This window comes from Tolumonas lignilytica (genome assembly GCF_000527035.1).
Lineage (GTDB): Bacteria > Pseudomonadota > Gammaproteobacteria > Enterobacterales > Aeromonadaceae > Tolumonas > Tolumonas lignilytica.
In genome coordinates, this window is record NZ_AZUK01000001.1 from 2202367 (window position 1) to 2225642 (window position 23276).

Annotated in this window: 20 protein-coding genes; 5 read left to right on the top strand and 15 right to left on the bottom strand. The window is 52.0% G+C overall.

Translation table 11 applies throughout. The annotated features are described in order from the left end of the window. Window positions 1-34 precede the first annotated feature (34 nt). From H027_RS18375 to citC, 8 genes are all read right to left on the bottom strand, one after another. Window positions 35-3625, bottom strand: coding sequence for a sensor domain-containing protein (locus tag H027_RS18375; RefSeq protein WP_024872380.1), 3591 nt, complete (start codon window positions 3623-3625; stop codon window positions 35-37). A gap of 23 nt (window positions 3626-3648) precedes the next feature. Beyond that, window positions 3649-4575, bottom strand: a complete 927-nt coding sequence (locus H027_RS0110335; RefSeq protein ID WP_024872381.1) for a substrate-binding domain-containing protein — start codon at window positions 4573-4575, stop codon at window positions 3649-3651. Window positions 4576-4777: 202 nt separating this feature from the next. Next, window positions 4778-5668 carry a triphosphoribosyl-dephospho-CoA synthase CitG gene (gene citG / locus H027_RS0110340; protein ID WP_024872382.1) on the bottom strand — a complete coding sequence of 297 codons (891 nt, stop codon included), beginning with the start codon at window positions 5666-5668 and terminating at the stop codon, window positions 4778-4780. Beyond that, window positions 5652-6218, bottom strand: coding sequence for a citrate lyase holo-[acyl-carrier protein] synthase (gene citX, locus H027_RS0110345; RefSeq protein ID WP_051448980.1), 567 nt, complete (start codon window positions 6216-6218; stop codon window positions 5652-5654). Before citX ends, citG begins: the two co-directional genes overlap by 17 nt. Window positions 6219-6237: 19 nt before the next feature. Continuing rightward, window positions 6238-7752 carry a citrate lyase subunit alpha gene (gene citF / locus H027_RS0110350; protein ID WP_024872384.1) on the bottom strand — a complete coding sequence of 505 codons (1515 nt, stop codon included), beginning with the start codon at window positions 7750-7752 and terminating at the stop codon, window positions 6238-6240. 8 nt (window positions 7753-7760) lie between these two features. Further along, on the bottom strand, window positions 7761-8639 hold the full coding sequence (gene citE, locus H027_RS0110355) for a citrate (pro-3S)-lyase subunit beta (RefSeq protein ID WP_024872385.1): 879 nt from the start codon (window positions 8637-8639) through the stop codon (window positions 7761-7763). Further along, window positions 8636-8935: a citrate lyase acyl carrier protein gene (gene citD / locus H027_RS0110360; protein WP_024872386.1), complete on the bottom strand. Its 300-nt coding sequence runs from the start codon at window positions 8933-8935 to the stop codon at window positions 8636-8638. The genes citE and citD overlap by 4 nt, the downstream gene beginning before the upstream one ends. A 60-nt stretch (window positions 8936-8995) precedes the next feature. Continuing rightward, entirely contained in the window at window positions 8996-10045 is a 1050-nt protein-coding gene (gene citC / locus H027_RS0110365) for a [citrate (pro-3S)-lyase] ligase (RefSeq protein WP_024872387.1), read from the bottom strand. Window positions 10046-10426: 381 nt separating this feature from the next. On the opposite strand from citC, the gene H027_RS0110370 reads away from it, so the two are divergent. Beyond that, window positions 10427-11800 (top strand): 2-hydroxycarboxylate transporter family protein, encoded by a 1374-nt coding sequence (locus tag H027_RS0110370; RefSeq protein WP_024872388.1) that lies wholly within the window; start codon window positions 10427-10429, stop codon window positions 11798-11800. 98 nt (window positions 11801-11898) lie between these two features. Further along, window positions 11899-12750, top strand: coding sequence for a fumarylacetoacetate hydrolase family protein (locus H027_RS0110375; RefSeq protein WP_024872389.1), 852 nt, complete (start codon window positions 11899-11901; stop codon window positions 12748-12750). Window positions 12751-12814: 64 nt separating this feature from the next. Here the strand turns inward: H027_RS0110375 and H027_RS0110380 are convergent, their stop codons facing one another. The 3 genes from H027_RS0110380 to H027_RS0110390 form a co-directional block, all read right to left on the bottom strand. Further along, window positions 12815-13495, bottom strand: a complete 681-nt coding sequence (locus tag H027_RS0110380; protein ID WP_024872390.1) for a response regulator — start codon at window positions 13493-13495, stop codon at window positions 12815-12817. Beyond that, on the bottom strand, window positions 13488-15185 hold the full coding sequence (locus H027_RS0110385; protein ID WP_202593440.1) for an ATP-binding protein: 1698 nt from the start codon (window positions 15183-15185) through the stop codon (window positions 13488-13490). Before H027_RS0110385 ends, H027_RS0110380 begins: the two co-directional genes overlap by 8 nt. A gap of 69 nt (window positions 15186-15254) precedes the next feature. Continuing rightward, a complete protein-coding gene (locus H027_RS0110390) occupies window positions 15255-15782 on the bottom strand; it encodes a MarR family winged helix-turn-helix transcriptional regulator (protein WP_024872392.1) in 528 nt (175 codons plus the stop codon). A gap of 99 nt (window positions 15783-15881) precedes the next feature. Between H027_RS0110390 and H027_RS0110395 the strand changes: the two genes are divergently transcribed. Further along, window positions 15882-16742 (top strand): DMT family transporter, encoded by an 861-nt coding sequence (locus H027_RS0110395; protein ID WP_024872393.1) that lies wholly within the window; start codon window positions 15882-15884, stop codon window positions 16740-16742. A 48-nt stretch (window positions 16743-16790) separates the two neighbouring features. Here the strand turns inward: H027_RS0110395 and H027_RS0110400 are convergent, their stop codons facing one another. Both H027_RS0110400 and H027_RS0110405 read right to left on the bottom strand, forming a co-directional pair. Beyond that, the gene (locus H027_RS0110400) at window positions 16791-18458 is read right to left on the bottom strand and encodes a methyl-accepting chemotaxis protein (RefSeq protein WP_024872394.1); all 1668 of its coding nucleotides are present in this window, start codon (window positions 18456-18458) and stop codon (window positions 16791-16793) included. A 161-nt stretch (window positions 18459-18619) separates the two neighbouring features. Further along, window positions 18620-18901, bottom strand: coding sequence for an HlyU family transcriptional regulator (locus tag H027_RS0110405; protein WP_024872395.1), 282 nt, complete (start codon window positions 18899-18901; stop codon window positions 18620-18622). A 185-nt stretch (window positions 18902-19086) separates the two neighbouring features. Here H027_RS0110405 and H027_RS0110410 point away from each other — a divergent pair, with 185 nt between their 5' ends. Continuing rightward, window positions 19087-20442 carry a (Fe-S)-binding protein gene (locus H027_RS0110410; protein WP_024872396.1) on the top strand — a complete coding sequence of 452 codons (1356 nt, stop codon included), beginning with the start codon at window positions 19087-19089 and terminating at the stop codon, window positions 20440-20442. Window positions 20443-20478: 36 nt separating this feature from the next. Here the strand turns inward: H027_RS0110410 and pfkB are convergent, their stop codons facing one another. Then, window positions 20479-21411 (bottom strand): 6-phosphofructokinase II, encoded by a 933-nt coding sequence (gene pfkB / locus H027_RS0110415; RefSeq protein ID WP_024872397.1) that lies wholly within the window; start codon window positions 21409-21411, stop codon window positions 20479-20481. A 95-nt stretch (window positions 21412-21506) separates the two neighbouring features. After that, complete coding sequence (locus tag H027_RS0110420) at window positions 21507-21881, bottom strand: MmcQ/YjbR family DNA-binding protein (protein WP_024872398.1); 375 nt, start codon at window positions 21879-21881, stop codon at window positions 21507-21509. Between the two features lie 130 nt (window positions 21882-22011). Here H027_RS0110420 and H027_RS0110425 point away from each other — a divergent pair, with 130 nt between their 5' ends. Next, on the top strand, window positions 22012-23274 hold the full coding sequence (locus H027_RS0110425; protein ID WP_024872399.1) for an HD-GYP domain-containing protein: 1263 nt from the start codon (window positions 22012-22014) through the stop codon (window positions 23272-23274). Window positions 23275-23276: the final 2 nt, after the last annotated feature.

Consider the following 23276-nt stretch of genomic DNA (forward strand, 5'->3'; position numbering starts at 1 on the left):
ATGATCCTCCGTGGGAATGCCCCGGAGGATTTTTTTATGTGGTTGGCTTTGAATGCTGTTGTAAGAGTTGCGCAAATTCATCAGCAGGAAGAGGGGGGCTCATTAAGTATCCTTGATAACAGTCGCAGCCCTGTTCTTTCAGAAAGTTGAGCTGTTCCATATTTTCTACCCCTTCAGCCATGACCTTCAGGCGTAATGTATGCGCAATCGCTACGATGGTGGCGGCAATTTCCATATCATCTTTTTTGTGGGGAATATCGTCGACGAAGCTCTTGTCTATTTTCAGGACATCCAGCGGGAAGCATTTCAGATAAGAGAGCGAGGAATAACCGGTTCCAAAATCATCGATCGCCAGTTTGATGCCTTTGGCCTGTAACTGGCTGAGAATGTCGATCGCTTCCTCCTCGCGTGACATCAAGATGCTTTCGGTGAGTTCCAGCTCCAGTTTATTGGCTGGGAAGCCGGTATCAGTGAGAGCACGGCTGACAATGCTGTAGATATCGCTGTAATGAAACTGCACCGGTGAAATGTTGACGGCCAGGGTGAGATCGGGCAGCCCCTCTTCCCGCCAGCGCTGCCCTTGACGGCAGGTTTCTGTCAGTACCCATTCCCCGATCTGCTGGATCAAGCCGGTTTCCTCGGCAATAGGGATAAAGTGCACAGGCGAGATCAGTCCATGTTTCGGATCTTGCCAACGGACCAAGGCTTCGGCCCCGATGATGCGTCCGCTGTTGATTTCAACCTGTGGTTGGAAATAAACCCGCAGTTCATTTCGATCGAGTGCCTGTTTTAAGCGAAATTCCATATCCAGCCGTTGTTCCGCGAGGCCAGTGAGCTCGCTAGAGAAATATTTGAAACAATTCCGGCCGTTTTCTTTGGCGAAATACATGGCCGCATCGGCTTTTTGCAGTAATTCCTGTGGTGCAGTGCCATGGTCGGGATAAAGGCTGATCCCGATGCTGGCGCCGAGCATGACATCGCGGTCATTGGGGAGGCGAAACGCCTTTTTCATCAATAAAATGACGTTGGTCGCAATCGCATTGATGTATTCGGGCGGCGGATTGTCGTCGAGTAAAATGGCGAATTCATCACCGCCTAAACGGCTGATTTTATCGGGCATTTGCAGATGTTGCTGCAGACGGTGGGCTACTTCTTGTAACAGAACATCCCCGATGGGGTGCCCGAAGCTGTCGTTGACGTCTTTGAAGCGATCCAGATCGACAATCAGCAGTGCCACCCGTTTCCGGTTCACACTGCCGGACTGAATCGCATTCTTTAAATTGATATTGAGCAGGATACGGTTTGGCAAGCCGGTCAGTGGATCATAGTGGGCCTGATGTTTTAATCGGGCTTCGGTTTCTTTGATTTTGCGAATATCCGTCAGGGTGCCGATATACCCGATGATCTGATTTTGCTCATTGGTCTCTGAACGGGCATGAATAATCAGCCAGCTGTCTTTATGTTTATGGTTTTTAAGAGGTAGCCGGCATTCCATTTCACTCTCACCGTGGCTGAATAAATGCGGCAACCATTCCTGATATATTTTGCGGTAATCATCGTTGTTGAGGGCATTTAGCCAGAGGGCGGTTTGCGACTGGCTCGGCATTTGTAAAAGCTCAGCCCCGAATTCGTTGATGTAGAGTAAATTGCCGTAAGGGTCGAGGCGGAAAATACCCACATGAACAAAGGTAGCCAGATTATGAAACAGGCGCTCGCTGGCGACTAATTGTTGATCCCGATTAAAATTATCCAGCGCGAAGGAGATATCGCTGGCCACCTCCGTGAGTGTGTTCTGGATAGTCTCGGTAAAAAAGTCTTTTTCTTTGGCGTAGAGCCCCAATACACCAAACAGTTTTCCGCCTTCATAAATCAGATAGTAGCCGGCCGACAGCACTTGAGCGGCTTCAGCAATGGCATGAAAGGGGCTGGTTAGCGTCTCGTGCAGATAATCATTCAGGATGATGTTTTTTTGTTGCGCGATAGCATGCATAGCACCTGTGCGGGAAAGCAGTGTAGGGTCTTTGCGTTTTTGTTCGGTGATCCAGTCGGTGAAGCCACTGTTGTCGCCAAAGGTATGAATAATGTTGACATCGTCTTGTTCTGGCGTGCATTGAGCAATCATGGCTAATGAAAAACCGCCATCTTCAACGGCGATCTGGCAGACGCGTTCGAACAGGATTTCCCTTGAAGGGCAATGTACGATCGCCTGGTTAGTGTGCGACAGCATGTTGTAGAGCAGATTTTTCTTCTTGAGCTCTAACTCGCTGGCTTTGCGGCGGGAGATATCTTCGACGACTCGCACGATAAATGAGATGCGGCGGTTTTCTTCCCGCACACAGTGCGTGTCAATCAGCACATGAAGGAAGGAGCCGTCTTTGTGCTGTATTTGCCGTTCACGCTGAAATCCATCAGAAAGATCCAGTTCCATCTGCCGGATCAGCGGCAGCTCCGATTCTCGATCCTCTGGAGAGAGGAGCGCGGTGAATTCGACCTGGTTCATCTCTTCGCGGCTATAGCCCACCAATTCACATAACTGATTATTGAAACGCAGCCAGCGCCCGGTCTGGGCATGTGTGATGGCCATACCAAACAGTGGGAGTTCAAAGAAATGCCGCAGCAACCGATCTTTTTCTGCGGTTTTTTGTCGCAGCACTAGGGCATTGCGGTATTGCTGCTGCCGCCATTGCATGTAGAGCAACAACATGAGCAGGATGTCGACAAACAGCAAACCCAGCGTGAGCCAAATGAGCTGGTTATAAAGTGGTGCGTAAGCTTCTTTCTGGTCTTTTTGCAGTAACACATGCCAGCCGGTATAGGCGACCGGCTGATAGCTGGCAAATACGTCGTGCTGGCGTTCATCTTTTACTGTCAGGGTCGCCGACTGATCGGAAAGCGCTTTTGCCAGCAGGGAGTTATGTTGCTGCGGATAAGGAATGTCTTTGATGTCAGCGCCCAGAGCGTTATTGGCGGGTACATGAATAGCGAGAACCCGTTCATCGTAGGGTTGCAGTAACAGGGTAAAGCCCGTGGTGCTGCTGGGCCAGGTTTCGATTTTTGGCAATAATGCGGTGGCAACCGCCTGTGTCAGTTGTAAGGCGCCAATCACAAAAAAGGAGTTGGGATCCCGCAGCGGGATACGAATGCCCATATGCAGTGCACCATCGGCATCACGAAACCAGTCGGTCGTAATATTGTGAGCATTGGTCGGTGTGGAGGTCTCATTGAGTTTCTTGACAGGGGCATTGCCTAAAACCAGACGAGGCCGGTTTTTTTGGTCAAACACCGTGAGTGATTCATAAGCCATGCGTCGTTGTAATTGGGCAAAGGTTTCCTCGATTTCGCTGGCCGGGTAATGCGGGTCACGATTCAATTGTACCGCCATGTTGATGAATAACGGGTTATTTTCCAGAACTTGGGCATCACCTACTCGTTCATTCAGCCACGATTCGATCTGGTCGGATTTTTGTTGTGTCAGGATGCGAAGTTGCAACAGCTCATCATGGGCAATTTGCTGTTGTTGGATGTGAAAAAACAGCAGGGGGATCAGCAATACCAGTAATAGCTGTATCAAGAACAACCATTTTAATTTTGAATTTCTGAATGCATTGTCGGTTGAGTGATCCATATCACCTTGATTCCATCATCTTGTTATTTTCTCAGGTAAAACCGATAGTTTTCCGGTGTAACCAGTTGATAGGGAATGAGTTGTTCAGACGGCAGATGGTGTGTTTTTTCAGTCAGCGCCAGTGCGGTTTTCAAGGCCAGCGCCCCCTGTGCATTGGCGTCCTGAAACACGGTGACTGCCAGTTCACCTTTATACATCGAATAAAGGGCATCCGGCGTGGCATCTATACCTGCGACCCGGATCGATTTGGTGGAGACTCCTGCCTTTTTCATCGCAATCAACGCACCCAGCGCCATTTCGTCGTTATTGGCGGCCACAATGTCGAATTGGGTGCCTTGGTGCAGCCAACGGGTCATGACGGCTTCGCCTTCGGTACGGCTGAAATTGGCAATTTGTTCATCAACCAGATGCATTTGCGGGTGTTGCGCGATCACCGCCTTGACGCTTTGTGTCCGCTCCTGTGCGGCACCGGAGTTTTGCTTGCCGACCAAGATGACAACATTGCCTTTGCCGTGCGTCAGTTCGGCAAGGTATTCCATCTGCAGTTTCCCTGCGATCTTGTCATCGGAGCCAACATAATAGACACCTTCATCCAGCGGAACATTTGGTTTCCGGTTAACAAAAACCAGCGGGATGCCGGCTGGTCGGGCGAGTTGGATGAGTTTTTCTACCGGTTCCCGTTCCACGTCCACCGGATTAACGATGATGGCGGCCGCTTTCTGGGCAATAAACTGAGTTAGCTGTGCCTGCTGGCGAGACACGTTTTCTTGTGCATCGACGATACGCAAGGTGACCCCGGGATGTTGCTGGGCTTCGTCGGCAATGGCTTCGCGCAGGATGCTGAGATAATAATCATCAAAATGCGCCATGCTGACACCGATCAGGATCTCAGCGAAGCTGAAAACGGGTATGCAGAGCCACAACATCATCAGCAGTAAAATTTTCAGCATCGGAATGTTCTCCTTTCATCCTCAGTCATGGTTCTGATGATGCGGTTGATGCCAGTTAAGAGTGATTGAGGTACAGGGCGCGGAAGCATAAATTCAGTTTAGCCGCTGACGGGTAAACTGCTTAATGTCATATGAGAAGTAAGGAAAATTCATTCTTACAACGTGATATTTGTCATTTGTAAGAATGAATGGCGGGGAAAGTTTAACGCTCCAGTTGTTGTAGCAGCCAGGTGATGGCCAGTAAATCGGCGCTGCCGCCGGGGCTTAAGTTGCGCTGGATCAGTTGTTGATCCATCGTCTGGAGAGCCTGCAGACGCGCAGTGGAAAGAAAGGCGGTGTCTTGCCGGATCTGACGGGCGTATTGCTGGACATAATCTAAACCGGCCAGACCGCCGCGGGCGACCAGATTGGTATCGTTATTGTGTTCCAACAAGGCCAACATCACTTCCAGCAGGGCGCTGTTGCGATCGGCGCCTTCATCGAGGGCCTGACGATACACCGGCAGGGCATATTTGCGCACAGTCTGAAAGCCCGATTCCACTTCACCCCGGACACCGCTTAATCCGTATTGATGGAAGAAGCGTTCACCCGCCGTGCGGGGATGCCGGTTGGCGGCCAGCTCGCGGGCGACGAGGCCCTCTGTGGCCTGAGCGACCACTTCACACAGAGTCTGTTGATTCAGAATTTTCCCCTGTTGCCACAGGCGTCCTGCTGCGGCACACAATAAAGAGAGCGAAAACAGCATTCCCTTATGGGTATTGATGCCGGCAGTGGCCAGAAACATCGCTTGTTCGCACTGTCGACCCAGCGGGCGCAATGCCGCGAGCAGGCGATCGACCGGTTGATGGGCACTCTGGATGCCGATGTCGGTAAAACGGGCCAGCCAGGGCGCAATGGCATCCGTGCTGCGCTCGAAGGTCTCGACCGTCATATCCTGATGGGCCCCGTTATTGGCGCGATCCACCAGACCGGGTTTGGGGGTGGTATAAACCTCAACCAGCATGGCATTGCGTGCCAGCGCGGCCATGTCCCGCACGATTGCGGGTTTGATGGCGATGGAGGTGCTGCTGTCAGCATCAAAGAGTGCATACATGGTGTTGTTCCTGTGTGGAATAAGTGCGCAGCGTTTGGCGGATGTGGGCGAGCAATGCCTCGCTGCTGTGGCGACGACTGCGTCCGCAAACGGCGGCCAATTCATCGCAGATCAGGCAGCGACGGGGGGCTAAGTCAAATTCGCGGCGTGACAGACTGCGCCCGTTGCTATCCAGCACATCCAGATCGAACAAGCGACCGAGCGGGTGCTGTTGTTCCAGCTGGATCATGGCGCTTTTCAGGCGCTGTGCGGCGATCGGGACACTCCAGAAGGCTTCGAGGCCGGTAATGGCGCGCCAGACCGCATGTGCGGTGACTGGCCAGCCTTGGGCTTTCAATACCTGTTGCACCGCCAGTATCCCTGCAGTCTGTAACTGATGAGCCTCCGCATTGTCTTTGATTTCCCCCGGCATATTGATGCAAAACGAAATCAGACTGCCGCCGTAACGCTGCAACCAGATCCGCTGGCGGGTCACTCGGTCTTCCCGAGCGGCCAACATCTGGGTCAGTCCGATACGAAGGTTGGTCGGGCGTTGGCTCATCAGTTCCATGCTTATTTCCCCTGCTTCGCTATTTCACTTGTTTCACGACATCAATGATGCTGCCATCGCGGTAGCGGATGATCCCGACGATCCGGTCGGTATATTCGATGTCCGCTGGAATGCCCGTCAGCGCATAGGCACGCTCATTCAGCGCTTCAATCGACATCACCGGCAGTTTGGCGGCCAGCAGGCGTTCTTTTACCTCCGGCCGGGCCGGGTTGACCGCGATCCCATGATCGGTGACTAGCACATCAATGCTGCTGCCGGGAGTGATGCAGGTGGTGACCTGCTTGACCACGGTGGGAATGCGGCCTCGCACCAGCGGCGCCACCACGATGGTCAGATTGGCAGCAGCGGCGGTGTCACAATGTCCGCCGGAGGCACCGCGAAATACGCCGTCGGAGCCGGTGATCACGTTGACGTTAAAGCGGGTGTCGATTTCCAGTGCACTCAAGATCACCACATCCAGTTTTTCCACACAGGCCCCTTTCGAGGTCGGGTTGGCATACTGATTGGCGGAGATCTCCTGATGATGTGGGTTTTTGCCCAGCGATTCGGCTGCCACGCTGTCGAAGCACTGCACGTCCAGCAGAGTCTGGATCAGGCCGCGTTCGTGCAGTTCGACCATGCTGGCGGTGATGCCACCGAGACCAAAGCGGGCCTTGATCTTATTGCGTACCATCTTGTCGGCCATAAAACGGGTCACCGCCAGAGAAGCACCCCCGGTGCCGGTTTGCAGCGAAAAGCCATTATTGAAATAACCGGAATGTTCGATGACATCGGCGGCTCGTCGGGCGATCAGCAGTTCACGCGGGTTGCTGGTCATGCGGGTGGCATCGCCACCGATCTTGGTCGGATCACCGACATGTTCCACCTGCACGATGCCGTCGACACAATCCTGTGCAATGCTGGCCGGATAGTTGGGGTAACCGACCAGTTCTTCGGTCAGCAGGATCACATGGCGGGCATATTCGGCATCGACACGGGCGTAACCGAGCGAACCACAACGCGATTTGCCGGAGAAACCATTAGCATTGCCGAATTCATCACTGCAGGGCACGCCAAGGAAAGCCACGTCGATCTGCAATTCGCCGGACTGGATCAGATGCACCCGGCCGCCGTGCGAGTGGATATGCACCGGTTCGTTCATTAAGCCATGTGAGATCGCGTCGGCGAGTTTGCCGCGCAGGCCCGAGGTGTAAATCTTACGGACGACCCCCTGACGAATATGTTCCAGCAGCGGGGCATGGCAGTTGGTCAGCGAACTAGCGGCTAACACCAGATCTTTGAAACCCATCTCTGCCAGCTTATCCATCACCATGTTGACGGTCTTATCGCCATCGCGAAATGCATGGTGGAAGGAGATGGTCATGCCGTTTTGTAGGCCACTGGCGCGGATGGCTTCTTCCAGCGACGCGTGCAATTTGTTCTGGGTGTTGCGCTGAAGGGCGGTTTTATTTTCCACGGCAGCAAACAGCGGGATCTGGGGTGCCACCGAGGTGATCGCGTCGGGAATAGATCGTTCTAATATATTGATAGTCATGGCAAACCTCACTGTCTGATGCCGGATGCTTCTGCGCGTTGGAGCACCCAGCGCGCGCGTTCAATGATCGGGGCATCGATCATCTTGCCGTTCAGCGACACTACGCCTAAGCCCTGACTGGCCGCATTTTCAGCCGCTTCAAGAATCAACCGGGCGTGGCCGACTTCTTTACGGGTCGGGGCAAAGACGTTATGCAGCAGTTCAATCTGACGCGGATTGATCAGTGATTTGCCATCGAAACCCAGTTGTTTGATGTGCTCGGCTTCGTGGATGAACCCTTCTTCATTGTTGGCATTGGAATAGACAGTATCGAATGCCGCGATCCCGGCGGCGCGTGCGGCCTGCAGAATGGAGCAACGGGCAAACAGCAGCTCGATCCCATCCGGCGAGCGTTCGGTGCGGATGTTGCGGACATAATCTTCCGCCCCCAAGGCGATCCCGATCAGACGGGGCGAGGCTTTGGCAATTTCCGGTGCATTGATGACGCCCTGTGCACTTTCAATGGCCGCCATCATGCGGGTACTGCCCTCAGGACGACCGCATTTCCGTTCGACGGCGAGAATGTGACGCTCCATCTCCAGAATATCTTCGGCCGAATCGGTTTTGGGCAAACGCACGACATCGACACCGGCGCGCACCACCGCTTCCACATCCAGCTTGCCGTAGGGTGAATCAATCGGGTTGACCCGCACGACTTTCTCGATGTCTTTATAGAGCGGCATTTGCAGGGCATGGAAGACCAGCAGACGCGCGGTGTCTTTTTCGGTGATGGCGACGGAATCTTCCAGATCGAACATCAGTGCATCTGGCTGATAGATAAAGCTGTTACTGAGCATGGCGGCGTTGGCTCCGGGCACGAACAGCATGCTGCGGCGTAATTTGCTCATAACTCGCTCCAGTTTTGTTCCAGTAGCTGAGTGCCGGTGGCACGGATCAGCGCTGCCTGTACCCGGGCTTTGATGACGCAATCCAGCGCGCCTTTGTCTTCGACGATGACCCGCACCCCGGTGATGTTTAATTTATTCAGGGTGTCGTGGATCAGGCGCTGGATGGCGGTGCCGAACTGCTTTTCGACCACACTTTCCAGTTCGATCTCAATCTCCTGTGTATCGACCGGTTGGATGCGGATCAGCACATCGCCGGATTCGAGCGTCCCGGCATGGGACTGTTGTGTTATTTTCATTTGTCAGACCTTGGTTATGAACGGTATTGCTGCGCTGCGAAGCAACGCAACGGACAATGCTTACACGGCAAGCGAATGCGCCACGGGCGGTGATCCATAGTGTTGCCACAGATAGCGATAGGTGGTTTCCGGCACGAGCGACCTCACCGCATCAGGCCCTTTTCTGGCGAGCAGTTCCCGCACCCGACAGGCGGAAATCGGCTGAGCGGCCTGCTGCCGGCGTTCGATTTCATGTAATTCAATGACGGGAGCGGATAAGGTTTCGGTGGTCAGCCAGTAGGCCATTTCACGGTTATATTGTGCGGTCACGGGACACAGCGGTTCGGTGCCGACATAGCGGCGATTAATGCCCAGTGCCGGCGCAATCTGTTGACGGAAAAGCTGCAGATCGAGCGCCATATGGCAGTGATTGATGATCTTCTGGCTTTTCAGGAAATAACTGGGAAATGTCGCCCGGGAAATCAGATAGTCAGAGCCCGGATGCACCGTCAGATTTTTAAAATCCGCAACCCCGGCCTTGATCAGGGCCAGACGATCTTCGTATGGGAATTCCGACGCATTCTCCTGCACCACAAACAGATGGACCCAGTCACATTCGCGGCAGGCCTGCTGCACCAGATAACGATGCCCCAGCGTAAACGGGTTGGCATTCATCACGATGCCCCCGATGCGCTGGCCGGGTTGGCGTTGCTGTGCCAGTTGACGGCAATAACGATGTATCCGCGTGGCACTGTTTTCCATCAGGATGACCTGATCATCCACACTGGCCAACAGATGAAATCCGCATTCAGCGAACAGGGCTTCATTTTCCGGCTTGGTAAAGAGAAACAACTCATAACGTTGCAGACTGAAGGCCTGATTGATCAGGGTGGTCATCAGGCGCAAGGCCAGACCATGACCGCGCAAGGCCGGTTCAATGGCGATGCATTTCAGCACCCGTCCGGCAATGCCACCACAAGCGACCAACTGCTGCTGTTCATCCAGTGCAACAATAAATTGTTCAATGTCCAGATCGATATTTAAGTTATTGCGTTGCAGAAAATCAGCAATTTGTTGCCAGCGGGATATTTCTGCTTTCAGCACACAACAGAAAATGACTTCATCGTTCATGGTTATACAGCCTTAAGGGGCTAATCAAAATTGCTGTATATATGAAAGGTGATTTCCGGTTATTTTTTTTTGATCACTCTCAAGTGAAAAAGCGGTTTAAATAACGGATATAAATTATATGAATTAAATTATTTGGCTGGAGTTTGTTTGTTGAATTTAAGTGGTTTTGATGAATTTGTATATAAAAATTATAAGATAATTAAACGCATAAAAACGCCGGATTATTTAACCACCGATCAAAAACCATAGCAATTTTTACCGCTAAATTCCCATCATCGTAAAACTAAAAAACATGCCCGCGAGTGCTGACTTCTGGTGTTTACCGGCTGTAGGCCATGTATCCGAGGGAATACTGCGTTATTGTAAATAGGAGACATTACAATGGGAAAAGAGCAGGCCAATGTTGCTGATACGAGTGATCTGTCACTGAGTAACGGCACGGCAGAAAAATTCTGGCCACATGGCTGGTGGAAAATATTCGATATCAAGATTGGAATTATTCCTGTCCCTTTATTTTTAATGGCGGCTGCATTAATAACGGCATTATGTCTGACGGGGGATTTACCCAGTCAAATGACGACCATGGTCGTGGTGCTTGGCTTTTTTGGATTTATTTGCGGTGAAATCGGTAAACGCTTACCGGTATTAGGAAAAATAGGGGCGGCAGCCATTTGTGCCACCTTTATTCCTTCGGCATTGGTTTATTATCATTTATTACCGGCCTCTATTATTGCGCCGACCAAAGTATTTTATAAATCAACCGGGATACTTTATTTATATATCAGCTGCATTATTGTCGGCAGTATTTTCAGCATGGATCGGAAAACGATCATGCAAGGCTTTCTGCGTATTTTTATCCCCATGGTCTGCGGCGAAATCGTTGGTGCGCTGGTGGGTGTCACGGTCGGTAGTCTGCTGGGGCTAGGGGCTTTCCACTCCTTATTCTTCATCGTGTTACCCATTATGGCAGGGGGCGTCGGCGAAGGGGCGATTCCGTTGTCGATCGGTTTCCACGACATCATGCATATCGAACAGGGTGTTGCGTTTGCCCAGATCATCCCGATGGTGATGCTGGGGAGTCTAACCGCGATTTTGACGGCCGGTATTCTGAATCATATTGGTAAACGCAAGCCTCATCTGACAGGGGAAGGCCGTTTGATGCCGGGTTCAGGCGAAGAGCTGGGCAGCGCCACCATCACTGGCGGTTTAAAAGATGCGGTAGATGTCACCGGTTTAGCGGCGGCGGCACTGATGGCGCTGTTGCTCTACATGGCAGGTATTCTGGGGCAACGTCTGGTGGGCTTACCGGCTCCGGTAGGCATGCTGTTCGCCGCCGTGTTGGTCAAGGTCACCCAAACGGTTTCGCCACAAATGGCCAGTAATGCCAACGTGGTTTATCGGTTCTTCCAGACTTCGGTGACCTACCCGATCCTGTTCATGGTCGGTGTCGCGATCACGCCTTGGGAATCGCTGATGGCCGCCTTCACGTTTTCCAATCTGATCGTGATCATTTCCACCGTATTGAGTCTGGTGACCACCGGTTTCTTTGTCGGTAAAAAAATGGGCATGCATCCGATCGATGTTGCCATCGTTTCCTGCTGTCAGAGTGGTCAGGGTGGTACCGGTGATGTGGCGATTCTGTCTGCCGGTAACCGGATGTCACTGATGCCATTTGCCCAAATTGCGACCCGTATCGGGGGTGCCATCAACGTGACGCTGGCATTGGTGGTACTGGCCCATTTCTTCAACTTCTGATCTCAACTTTCAAGGTATCTTCAGCCCGGCATGACTTTCCGGGCTGTCGCTTATGAATAACTACAACGCTGAATAAGTAATATTGGTGAGGTATTTCCATGAAATTACTAAGTTTTGTCCGCGCCGATGGGTCTAAGAGTTATGGCATTTACAATGATGACGGCATCGTCGACCTGGGGTTGCGTCTGGGTGATAAATTCAATGATATCAAAGCGCTGCTGGCGGCTGATGCCTTAGATCTCATTCATCAGTATGTCGGGGCTGCGACTGACTATACCGCCAGCGAAGTGACCTTTCTGCCGATCATCGAATCACCCGGCAAAATCTTGTGCGTGGGGATGAATTACATGGCCAAGCGTCAGGAGTTTGCCGAGACCAATAATGCGCCCACCCTGTTTGTCCGCTTTCCCGAATCACAGACCGGACACGCCTGCCGGGTGGTGAAACCCCAGATCAGTAATGAATTCGATTATGAAGGGGAGCTGGCGGTCATTATCGGTAAAACCGGCAAACACATTAAACGCGAAGAGGCATTGCAGCATGTGGCCGGTTACAGCTGCTACATGGATGGCTCGGTGCGCGATTGGCAGCACAGCTGGTTTACGGCTGGGAAAAACTGGCAGGAAACGGGGGCGTTTGGTCCGTGGATGGTGACGAGTGATGAAATCACCAACCCGCATGAACTCGACATTCGCACCTATCTGAATGGCCAGATGGTCCAGAATGACAATACCGGCAACATGGTGCACACCATTCCTGAACTGATTGAATATATCAGCACCTTCGCGACCTTGTCGGCGGGGGATGTGATCATTACCGGTTCACCCGGCGGGGTGGGTAAAAAACGCACGCCACCGTTGTTCTTGCAAGATGGCTACGTGATCGAGGTGGAAATCCAGAAGATCGGTAAACTGCGTAACCCCATCGTCAGTGAACAGCGATGTAATTAGTTTTCCAACATGAGGGAATCACGCCCGGACTGCATGTTTTTACGCATTCCGTCCGGGCATTTTTTTACATGCAGCGGCGATAAATCCGCTCCGGGCGTCCGACCTTGCCATGCATCACTTCGGCCTGCAGATAAGTCAGCGCCGCGCAGTGTTCCAGATAGCGACGTGCCGTGGTCTTACTGATGCCAATCAGCTCACCCAAGGATTCTGCAGTGTGATAAACCTCGGCCGAGGTGAAGGCTTCTTTCACCTTATCCAGCGTCAATTCATCGATCCCTTTGGGCAAATTACGGTAGGTCATCTCCCGGGCTTGCAGATTAAACATTTCATCGACATGACGTTGATTGACGCTATCACCGGCACTGATCGAGCCCCGGTAGCGCAGATAACGTTGCAACGTATCCTGCAAACGGTCATAGCCGATCGGTTTCAGCAGGTAATCAAACGCGCCGCAACGCACGGCTTCCCGTACCGTTTCAATATCGCTGGCCGCGGTAATGAAAATCACATCAGGCGCATTTTTATCTAACAACATCTGCCGCATCAGGTTAATGCCTAAACCATCCGGCAGGAAATTATCCAAGAGGATCAAATCGGGCTTCAGCACGCGGATCATCCGTTGGGCTTCTGCCTGATTGGCGGCAATCCCAATCGGGTTAAAGCGGGCATGCTGACGGATAAATTGCGCATGTAGCTCAGCAATCCGCAGCTCGTCGTCCACGATAAGCACGTCGAATTTATTCATAAGCGTTACCTTTTAGAGGAATAAACAGGGAGATGATCGTCCCCATTGGCTCGGCGTCATCCAGCGTGATATAGCCACCGGCATGGCTGACATAACGTTGAATCAGATACATCCCGTAGCCGTGACCGGATTCGGTTTTTGTGGTGACTCCGCGTTCAAAGATCCGGTCGACCATCTCGGGGGCGATACCGGTGCCGTTGTCGGCGACCTCAATCACCAGCTCGTTGCTGCGATCGCTAATCAGCAGAGAAATCTGTTTGCTGCTGTCGGGGTTTTTCAGTGTGGCTTCAAAGGCATTATCCAGCAGATTGCCCAGAATACTGGTGAGTTCATCGGCGCCGAGGGCATCGGGTAATGTCTTTTTCAACTGGCAGGCCGGATCAAAGACCAGAGACAACCCCAGCTCCTGAGCCCGGATATACTTACTCAGCAGGTGCCCGGCCACCAGATTGTTGTTGAATGTACTGATAAAGAAATCAACCAGTTGCTGCTTTTGGTTCGACTCCTGACGAATGGTGCGCAGGGCATCTTCATAGGCACCCAGCTGGATCAGGCCGCCAATGGTCGACAGCTTATTGGCATATTCATGGCGCATGACGCGCAGGCTTTCGGCATGTTGCTGCACCTGCGACAACTGGTGGGAGAGGGTGTGGATATCATCCTTGCGGCGGAAACTGACCACCCAACCCAATGCTTTGCCATCCAACTGACAGGGCACCCGGTTCGCGATGACATAATCCCCGTTGAGCGACAGGATCTCATCTTTGACCGCCTCCTGTTGCTGGGCATTGGGCAGAAAGAAATCGCACGGCGAAATAATTTCGCAAATGGGCAACCCATCCAATTGCCGGTTTTCCGGGATGATGCCCAGGATCTGCCGGGCATTCTGGTTGATCGAATAAATCAGGCCATCCTGATTGACGGCAATCACGCCCTCATAGACCGACTGCAAAATTGCCGATGCCATCCGTAACGACAGGGCAATCTCTTTCGGTTCCATATCCAGCATCTGGCGTTTGATATGACGGGCAAAGAAATAAGCTGCGAGGATCGAACTCAGCAGCATCATGCCCATCATGGCAATGATCGGGTTCAGATACAGGCTGCGCCATGACGCAATGCTGTTGAGCAGATAACCGACCGACACGATCCCAATGACCTTACCCTGGTGATCGATGATGGGGGCCTTGCCGCGCATACCGAATCCCATCGTGCCTTCACGCAGCGAGAGATAGGTTTTTTTATGGATCAGTGCCGGCGAATTGTCATCACCCACCATGGGAAACCCGATCTTATCCGGATCGGGGTGGGTAATTCGGATCCCCTTTTCATCACCGACCACGATGTAGTTGGCGTCGGAATAGTACTTCTGGATGCTCTCCACATCACGGCGGACTTCATCGTAGTCACGGTGTTCCATGGCGGCAATGATGGTCGGGCGGGAGGCAATCTGTTCGGCTTGCAAAATGGCGCGATGTCCCACCTCTTTGTCGAGAATATCGGCCAGCCGATGGTGCACGAAAATGCCAATAACCAGCAGTTGCAGGCTAATCACCAGCAAAAGCAGCAAAAACAGACGATTTTTGAATGTCATGCCGGTGGTATAAGGTATCAGCAAAGGGTGCAGCCGCATTTTTTCGACAATATTTTGGGGGATCGGGCGGTCATTATAGGAGGTGATTGCCTGCATTCCGTGATTCTCTTCGCAGGCAATCGTGAAAACAGATTAGCTAATTAAATAAAATAAAAACCATAAAAATCACGAGTGGCTATCCAGCTCCACGGTATCAGCCTGATCCTTGCCGATATTTAGTAACAATGTTCTCAATAAATCAGCCAGTTGCTGTTGTTGAGCATGATCCAAAGACATAAGCAGGTGTTGCTCGTTGGCGACATGCGCGGTCATGGTCTCATTGATGAGCGCCAGTCCGGTCTTGGTCAGCGCAACCAGCATGCTGCGGCGATCTTCCGGTGACGGTTCCCGGTAAATGAAACCACGCGCTTCCAGTTTATCCAACCGGTTGGTCATGGCCCCTGAAGACAGCATCAAGGAGGTATAGAGTGCCGTCGGGCTGAGTTGGTATGGTTCGCCACTGCGGCGTAACGTGGCTAGTACATCAAATTCCGGCTGTGTCAGCCCATATTCCAGATGCACCCGTTCGACGGCCTTACTGGCAATCGCGTTCAGTCGCCACAAACGGCCAAAAATACTCATCGCCAGCGGATCCAGTTCTGGCCGTTCGTGTTGCCATTGGCTGAGAATTCTATCTACATGATCCGTTTGCATAATTCCGTCTCCTTTTTATCTTTGCATAAAGATAGTTGACGAAAAGGGGAAAAACAAATCAAAATATCTTTGTGTTAAGATTCTTTTTGTGAAGACAGTATGCCTCCTTTTCTTGTGGCTTTAACCCCGATACTCTGGGGCACGACCTATTTGATCACCGGAAAATATCTCGCTGACTGGCCCGCGTTATGGTTAGCCGTTATGCGCGCGATCCCACCGGGGTTACTCTTGCTGGCGATTCGTCCGGCCAAAGTGGCCTGGCGGCAGGTGCCTTTTCTGTTGCTGATCAGTTTTCTGTATATCGGGGCTTTTTTCCCGCTCTTGTTTCTCTCAGCCTTGCACTTGCCGGGTTCCGTTGCCGGCACCTTATCGGCGACGCTGCCGTTGATGTTGCTGGGCTTGCAGTGGCTGTTTCTGCATAAAGTGCCGTCGCGACAGGCGTTGCTGTGTGCCTTGCTGGGGTTGGCGGGCATTATTTTACTGCTGGGGCCCGGTGTGGCTCTGGACTGGATTGGGGTCACGGCAGCGCTGACGTCGGTGCTGCTGATCGGCATTTGCAGTTTATTGCTGCAGCAACACCCGTGGCAGGGCGGATTGATCAGCTTCACCGGCTGGCAACTCTTGCTGGGAGGATTGATGATCCTGCCACTGGCTTACTGGCAGGATGGTGCCATGCCCATGCCGGTTGGCGATAACTGGTTCGGACTCTTATGGCTGATCTTGCTTAATTCGGCGTTGGCGTATGTGCTCTGGCTGTGGGGCATGGTGAATTTGCCGCTGAACCGGTTGGGGTTATTGACCTTGTTAAACCCGATCACGGCGGTGCTGGCGGGAAGTGTGCTGATGCATGAAACCCTGAGTGTGTGGCAGTGGTGCGGGGTAGTGACCGTACTGACCTCATTAGTGCTGGAGCTGTTATTTCGCCCCAAACGTCCATCGGCAGTGGCTAAATCGGCGTAAAAAAATCAGGTTGTCATAGCGACAACCTGATTGAGATGACGACATTGGTCAGTAACGGAATTGCTTGATCAGATCTTGTAAAGACCGGCCCGCAGAGGCCATTTCTGCCGTTGTTTGTTCTGATTTTACGGCTGCACTGGAGAGATCCTGCACGATGTGCTGGATGTTCTCCAGATTCCGGCTGATCTCTTCAGTCACCGCATGTTGCTCTTCGGCTGCGGTCGCAATCTGCAGGTTCATATCGTTGATCATGTTGACGGCCTGATTCACGGTGCTTAATGATTCTTCAATCCGTGCCGTTTCACTCACCGTTTCCTGACTGTGCTGCTGGCTACCGTCCATGGCATCAACCGCTTGCCGGACACCCTGTTGCAGCGTCTGCAGCATGGTATTGATCTCTTGCGTGCTTTGCTGAGTACGGGCAGCCAGTGCTCGCACTTCATCGGCCACGACCGCAAATCCACGACCTTGCTCACCGGCTCTGGCCGCTTCAATCGCAGCGTTCAAGGCAAGCAGATTGGTTTGTTCTGCAATGCCACGGATCACATCGACCACCGAACCGATTTTGGCCGTTTCCTGTGCCAGCATACTGATCACGGAAGAGGCAGAATCGACCTCTTGTACCAAGCTATTGATACTGCTGATGGCGGTGCTAACTACTTCACTGGCTTGTTCCGAGTTCTGTGTCGCTTCGCTGGTTGCATTCGCGGCATTAGAGGCGGCACTGGAAACCGACTGTGCCGTTGCACTCATTTCATTTACGGCGCTGGCAACCTGTTCGGTTTCTTTGCGGTGTTCCTGCATCTGGTGTGAATATTGATGAGATATTTGAGCCAGTGATTCCGTTTCGCTGAAAATACGCTGGCTGACATTGGCGACTTGCGCAACCAGCTCCTGAATGCGTTCCACAAAATGATTAAAGGCTTTACTTACGTCACCAATTTCATCCTGACTGCTTATTTTTAAGCGTTGTGTCAGGTCACCCTCACCATTGGCAATATCATGTAAAGCGGCGACGACATCACGCAGTGGTTGTGAAATTTTATTTCCGATCAAAGAGGTAATCAGCAGTGTAATGGCCATGACGCCCAGTGAAATCAGCGAAACATGCCACAGACTAGTACGGGTGTCGGCCTCCAGTTGCTGACGTTGGTTATTCAGCGTTGTTTCAATGTCATCAATATAAAAACCTGTACCTAACACCCACTGATATTTATCAAGTTTTACCGTGTAAGAGAGTTTTGATACGTCACGTCCCAACGAGGGTTTATTCCACAGATATTCGGCGTAACCGTCGCCGCTCAGTGCCGCATTGATGAGAGCCTGAATAAAATACTTACCAGCCGCATCTTTGGCATTAAACATGTTTTTGCCTTCGATTTCCGGCTTGGGGCCTAATACCTGATTTACGCCGTTATAGTCGTAAACAAAGAAGTAACCATCTTTGTTATAGCGTAATTGTCTCAGGATTTTCTTCACCTGTTCCCGGTTTTCAGGTGAATCAGGTAACGCATAAAGATCGGCAATGGATGTTTGGGCAATTTGAATATACGTGTTCAGTTCCGCTTTCTTGTTCTTCATCAGTTCGGCACGTAAAGCGACCTGTTGACTTTCGATCCGGCTGGTATTTAAAAAATAAACAGAGGTATTAACGGCGATGATGGCCAGAACGAGGGGCAGAATGCCTAATAAGAGTATCTTGCTTCTAATCTTCATAGAGAGTCCCTTTCGACGAGGATAACCATATAAAAAGGTTACTAGAAGATTATATGCTGCTGGATCAAATTACTGTGAAATGCGGCCTGAAATTCAGGCCGGATCGGATATTCCGTTAGAAAACATCTGATTAATCTTGATGATCACAACGTCAGCGGCGATTATTGAAACATGTGGTCGCCAGTCTGGTCGATAAATAATTCGGCTTTGCGCACCATCCACTGCGACGCATCTTCTTTGGATGGAAACAGATCCGAGCGAATGAACAGATGCGTTTTTAACTCGCCGTTAATTTCTTTGCAGATCCGTCCGGCCAAGCGGTACTGACTGCCTTCATCCTTTGGCTCGGCATAAATCAGATACCCTTTGTATTCGACGGGTTCGACCTTCATTGCCGGTTTCTCTGCACCGCCAAACAACGACTTCACTAATTTACTGAACATAAGCTCGCTCCTTTTTTCTCATTTTGACGACAACCCCTGTTGACTGCAAGCTGTCGCTATCGGTGCATTGTGGTGGCTTTGTCTGTTTCATTACGCATTGTTAATTAGTAAGTTATTGTTATAAAACTAAAAAATATCGGCATCTTTCTTGATGGTTAGTTTAAAAACAGCCTACAGGAAGATGTATGCGAACCGAATTAGACTGGTCGGAATATCAGGATCGCGGCATGGGTGATGCGTATGCCGACATCCCCAAACAGGGCGGCGATTTCGCCAAAGCCGTTGCGGTGTGTATCCGCAGTGGCGTGTGTGAACAGCATGGACGCGGCGTCATGTGTCCGAGTTATCGAATTACCGGGAAGCCGCTGCTGTCACCGGGTGGTCGGGTGCAGTTGCTGAAACGGGCACTGAACAGTGATGCCAAGGCGATAACCTATGATCGTGAACTGGCAGAAGCGATGGATCTCTGTGTTGCCTGTAAAGGCTGCAAGCGGGAATGCGAAAATAATGTCGATATGGCGCAGATAAAAATTGAATATCTGGCTCAGCAACTGAAAACTCAGCCGTTGTTATGGCGTAGCCGCCTGTTTGCGTATTCGCCGCTTTGGATCAACCGTTTTCCATGGCTGGGTAGGTTGATCCGGCTGCGAAATCGTTCCGCATTGCTCGCTCACTGGGGCGATAAGTGGCTCGGTATTGCCAAACAAGTGGCATTACCGGAAGTCGCGGTTACTCCCTTTGCACCCCTTGATCGGAGCTTTCCGCCACTGTCGGCACATCCTTCCGGAGAGATCCGAGAGGTTGTTTTGTGGCTCGATAGCTTCTCCACCCTGTTTGCTCCGCAGCAGGCCGAAGATGCACTGTATCTGTTACGGCTGGCCGGATTCACCGTGCATGTGGTGCATCCGCGATCTGTCGACGGAGCGATCCTCGATAGTGGACGCTCCTTGCTGACGTTTGGTCTGGTGGAAGAGACCCGCAAGCTGTCCCGGCAATTACTGAAGGTGTTATCGCCTTATGTTGAGCAAGGTCTGGCCATTGTCGGGCTGGAGCCTTCCAGCCTGCTGATGTTGCGTGACGAATACAAAACCCTCGGTTTAGGGCAACCGGCATTGGCTCTGGCAAAACAGGCGATGCTGTTTGAGGAGTTTATCGCCGCCGAACTGACCCGCGGCGGGTTCCAACTGCCATTTCAGGCTGGAAAAATCACCCAACCGGTATTGATTCACGGGCATTGCCATCAGAAAGCAATTGGTGCCATGAAGTCGGTGCGAAGGGTGTTAAAGGCCATCCCGGAACTGGAGTTCAGCTTCATCGAATCCTCCTGCTGTGGCATGGCGGGCACCTTTGGCCTGGAGTCGGAACACGTCGACTATTCACACCAGATGGCACAACAGTCATTGGTTCCGTCGTTACAGGCAGCACCGGAGGCGTTGGTGGTGTGTAACGGTTTCGGCTGTGCTCATCAAATCAAAGTGACCGCACACCGACCCACAAGCCATCTGGCTTCGTTGTTGCGTCATGCGTTAGCAGAACAATGAGAACAGGCCGGACGGAACGCCGTCCGGCACAGAAGATTAAGATTGGCCCAGATACTGATACAGCCGTTCGGTATCTTCCTTGCTGCACAGTTTAGTGCCCTGATTCATGGTGGCGGCGGTGCCTGCGGCTACGCCAAACCGAACCATGTCTGACAGGGAGGCTCCCTCAGCCAGTTTCATGACCATGGCTCCCACCATGCAGTCTCCGGCACCGACCGTGCTGCGTTTGACTACAGGCGGCGGGACAACCTGAATGCATTGTTCGGCATCGACACCCAGTGCCCCTTGTGGACCCAGCGAAACCACAATTCGTTTGGCGGCGCCCTGCGTGATCAGCGAACGTGCTGCCGTCACCACCTGATCCGGCAGATCCAGCGTTTGTCCGGTCAGTTCTGCCAGTTCAGACTGGTTGGGTTTCAGTAACTCCAGCCCGCCAAATTTCACTGCGGCTTTTAAGGCGTCACCGGAGCTGTCGACCACGGTGCGTAACCCATGTTGTTTGGTGAATTGCAGCAATTCGGTCACGGCCTCGGTGGTCATGTTGGGGGGCAAGCTGCCGCTCAACACCAAGACACTGTCTGCCGGTAAGGCTGCAATTTTTTGCAGTAACTGTTGCCATTCGGTGTCATGCAAGGCAGCACCTGGCATGACAAAGCGGAATTGTTCGCCTGTGGCTTCAGACACAACATGCAGGTTTTGCCGGGTCCAGTCATGGGTTTGTAACGCATCGACCGACACGCCCTCTTGCTGTAATAACTCCACCAGATGCGCCCCGGTCGGTCCGCCTGCCGGTAGCAGCGCAGTTGCCTGCCCGCCCAGATGCGTAATGGCGCGAGCCACATTAATGCCACCACCACCGGGTTCAAACACCGGAGTGTGACAACGTAATTTTCCTTCAGGATAGATTTTCGGGGTACTAGTTGCTGTATCCAGCGAGGGGGTGAGAGTCAGCGTCACAATCAGTGGCATAGAGTCGTCCTGCATAGTTGAAGGGTTGAATCAAAAAGCAAACCGCCAGCAAACCGTCATAGAGAGCGGGTGATGCCGTCGCCATGGTGTCTGCGTTATTTATGGTGTGCCTGTGGGTGAGACACAAGTGCTTCCCGCTCTTTTTTTGTCAACTTTGCGACCACCAGTCGATAAGAGTCATCGATCAACCCCTGTAACTGCGCATCGGTGAGTTCGCCATCGAGTGTGACGGTGTTCCAGTGGCGTTTGTTCATGTGATAGCCGGGGCGGATCGAGGCAAACATCGCTCGCTGCAGATCCACCTGTGCCGGATCTGCCTTCAGATTGATCCGTAACGGTGTCTCCTGCCACGCAATCAGCGCAAACATTTTATTGCACACCTTATAGACCAGATATTCCGGGCCAAAGGGGAGTTCCTCTGTCGCTGCCAGCTTGCCGTATAAATAGCTTTTCAGTTCGGTAAGTTGCATAGTTCCTCGCAACCCTAATCGGTGTCTGTTCTTTGTATTAGACATAATATATCTAAAGGATACATTAGATGTTGTCGTTTACTGGTGGCGACGACACGCTTTCAGTGAGTTCACTTGCATACGGAGAGATATGAATTATTTTCAGAAGCGCACCGCGTTCAAAATTGCCGTTGTCAGTGTGGTATTGGCTTCTTTAGCCAGTCCGCTATCTTGGTATGTTGCGCGTGAAAACGCAGAAGAAAGCATTGTTTCATTAGCTATCGAAGAGTCGGGGCGATTAGCCCAGCATTTTGATGCGACTAACTTGACCTCTCCCGATGCGGTGGCACATGCCACGATGGCAGCGCAAACTATTTCGGGGGGGCTGTTTGATATTGCCGAGATCTATAACCGGCAAGGGAATAAACTGGCCGAATCCAGTAATGCGGAAGGCGACAAAATAGAACGGCTGCTACCCAAACATATTTCTCCTAACTACCGGCAGGCCTTTTATGAAAATCTGAGAAATCGAGGCGATCACTGGATCTTACGGGTCTTTGTGCCGCTACGTGCGTCGATCCATGATAGCAACAGCCCGATCACCGGGTATTTTGAGGGGGTGCGCGTCATTCCTGCCTGGCAACAACAACAAGTCCTGAATACCGCCTTAACCGTTGCGCTGATGGTTTGTTTTGCGTCATTGCTCTGCGGTGCCGTGCTGTATCCTGTTGTTGTTCGTTTATCCGCCGATAACGAACGAAAAACACTCGAAGTGCTGGATTCACATATTTCCATGATGGAGTCGCTGGGCCGAGCCATCGCGAAACGGGATTCGGATACCGGCGCACATAATTACCGGGTGGCTTGGATCGCGGCACGTATCGCTGAGCGTATGGGGCTAAGTGGCAGTGAGATGCAAGCGCTGATCGCGGGTAGTTTTTTACATGATGTCGGCAAGATCGGCATTCCCGATGCCATTTTGCTGAAGCCGGGGAAACTCGATGAAGCCGAATTAACCATCATGCGAACCCATGTGGTTCAGGGGGAGGAGATTGTCAAAGGGATGGGCTGGCTGGATGGTGCCCATGCCATCGTGGCCGCGCACCATGAGAAATGGGACGGTTCAGGTTACCCCCGAAAGTTATCCGGTACGGCGATTCCGCTGGCCGCCCGGATATTTGCGGTCGCGGATGTCTTCGATGCGCTGTGCTCTAAGCGCCCTTATAAAGAGCCGATGAGCTTTGAGGCCTCAATGGCCATTCTCGATAAAGACACCGGTTCCCATTTTGATCCGGCCGTGATGAATGAATTTAAAGCAATTGCGACAGAGATATTTAAACAGTTGGAACACAGTACAGAGAATAAGGCCCGTCAATTACTGGAGGAACGGGTTCGTCTGCATTTTGAAACGTAATT

Coding starts and splice junctions, on each gene's coding strand:
- H027_RS18375 (WP_024872380.1), bottom strand. CDS start 3,625: ATGGATCACTCAACCGACAATGCATTCAGAAATTCAAAATTAAAATGG.
- H027_RS0110335 (WP_024872381.1), bottom strand. CDS start 4,575: ATGCTGAAAATTTTACTGCTGATGATGTTGTGGCTCTGCATACCCGTT.
- citG (WP_024872382.1), bottom strand. CDS start 5,668: ATGTATGCACTCTTTGATGCTGACAGCAGCACCTCCATCGCCATCAAA.
- citX (WP_051448980.1), bottom strand. CDS start 6,218: ATGGAACTGATGAGCCAACGCCCGACCAACCTTCGTATCGGACTGACC.
- citF (WP_024872384.1), bottom strand. CDS start 7,752: ATGACTATCAATATATTAGAACGATCTATTCCCGACGCGATCACCTCG.
- citE (WP_024872385.1), bottom strand. CDS start 8,639: ATGAGCAAATTACGCCGCAGCATGCTGTTCGTGCCCGGAGCCAACGCC.
- citD (WP_024872386.1), bottom strand. CDS start 8,935: ATGAAAATAACACAACAGTCCCATGCCGGGACGCTCGAATCCGGCGAT.
- citC (WP_024872387.1), bottom strand. CDS start 10,045: ATGAACGATGAAGTCATTTTCTGTTGTGTGCTGAAAGCAGAAATATCC.
- H027_RS0110370 (WP_024872388.1), top strand. CDS start 10,427: ATGGGAAAAGAGCAGGCCAATGTTGCTGATACGAGTGATCTGTCACTG.
- H027_RS0110375 (WP_024872389.1), top strand. CDS start 11,899: ATGAAATTACTAAGTTTTGTCCGCGCCGATGGGTCTAAGAGTTATGGC.
- H027_RS0110380 (WP_024872390.1), bottom strand. CDS start 13,495: ATGAATAAATTCGACGTGCTTATCGTGGACGACGAGCTGCGGATTGCT.
- H027_RS0110385 (WP_202593440.1), bottom strand. CDS start 15,185: ATGCAGGCAATCACCTCCTATAATGACCGCCCGATCCCCCAAAATATT.
- H027_RS0110390 (WP_024872392.1), bottom strand. CDS start 15,782: ATGCAAACGGATCATGTAGATAGAATTCTCAGCCAATGGCAACACGAA.
- H027_RS0110395 (WP_024872393.1), top strand. CDS start 15,882: ATGCCTCCTTTTCTTGTGGCTTTAACCCCGATACTCTGGGGCACGACC.
- H027_RS0110400 (WP_024872394.1), bottom strand. CDS start 18,458: ATGAAGATTAGAAGCAAGATACTCTTATTAGGCATTCTGCCCCTCGTT.
- H027_RS0110405 (WP_024872395.1), bottom strand. CDS start 18,901: ATGTTCAGTAAATTAGTGAAGTCGTTGTTTGGCGGTGCAGAGAAACCG.
- H027_RS0110410 (WP_024872396.1), top strand. CDS start 19,087: ATGCGAACCGAATTAGACTGGTCGGAATATCAGGATCGCGGCATGGGT.
- pfkB (WP_024872397.1), bottom strand. CDS start 21,411: ATGCCACTGATTGTGACGCTGACTCTCACCCCCTCGCTGGATACAGCA.
- H027_RS0110420 (WP_024872398.1), bottom strand. CDS start 21,881: ATGCAACTTACCGAACTGAAAAGCTATTTATACGGCAAGCTGGCAGCG.
- H027_RS0110425 (WP_024872399.1), top strand. CDS start 22,012: ATGAATTATTTTCAGAAGCGCACCGCGTTCAAAATTGCCGTTGTCAGT.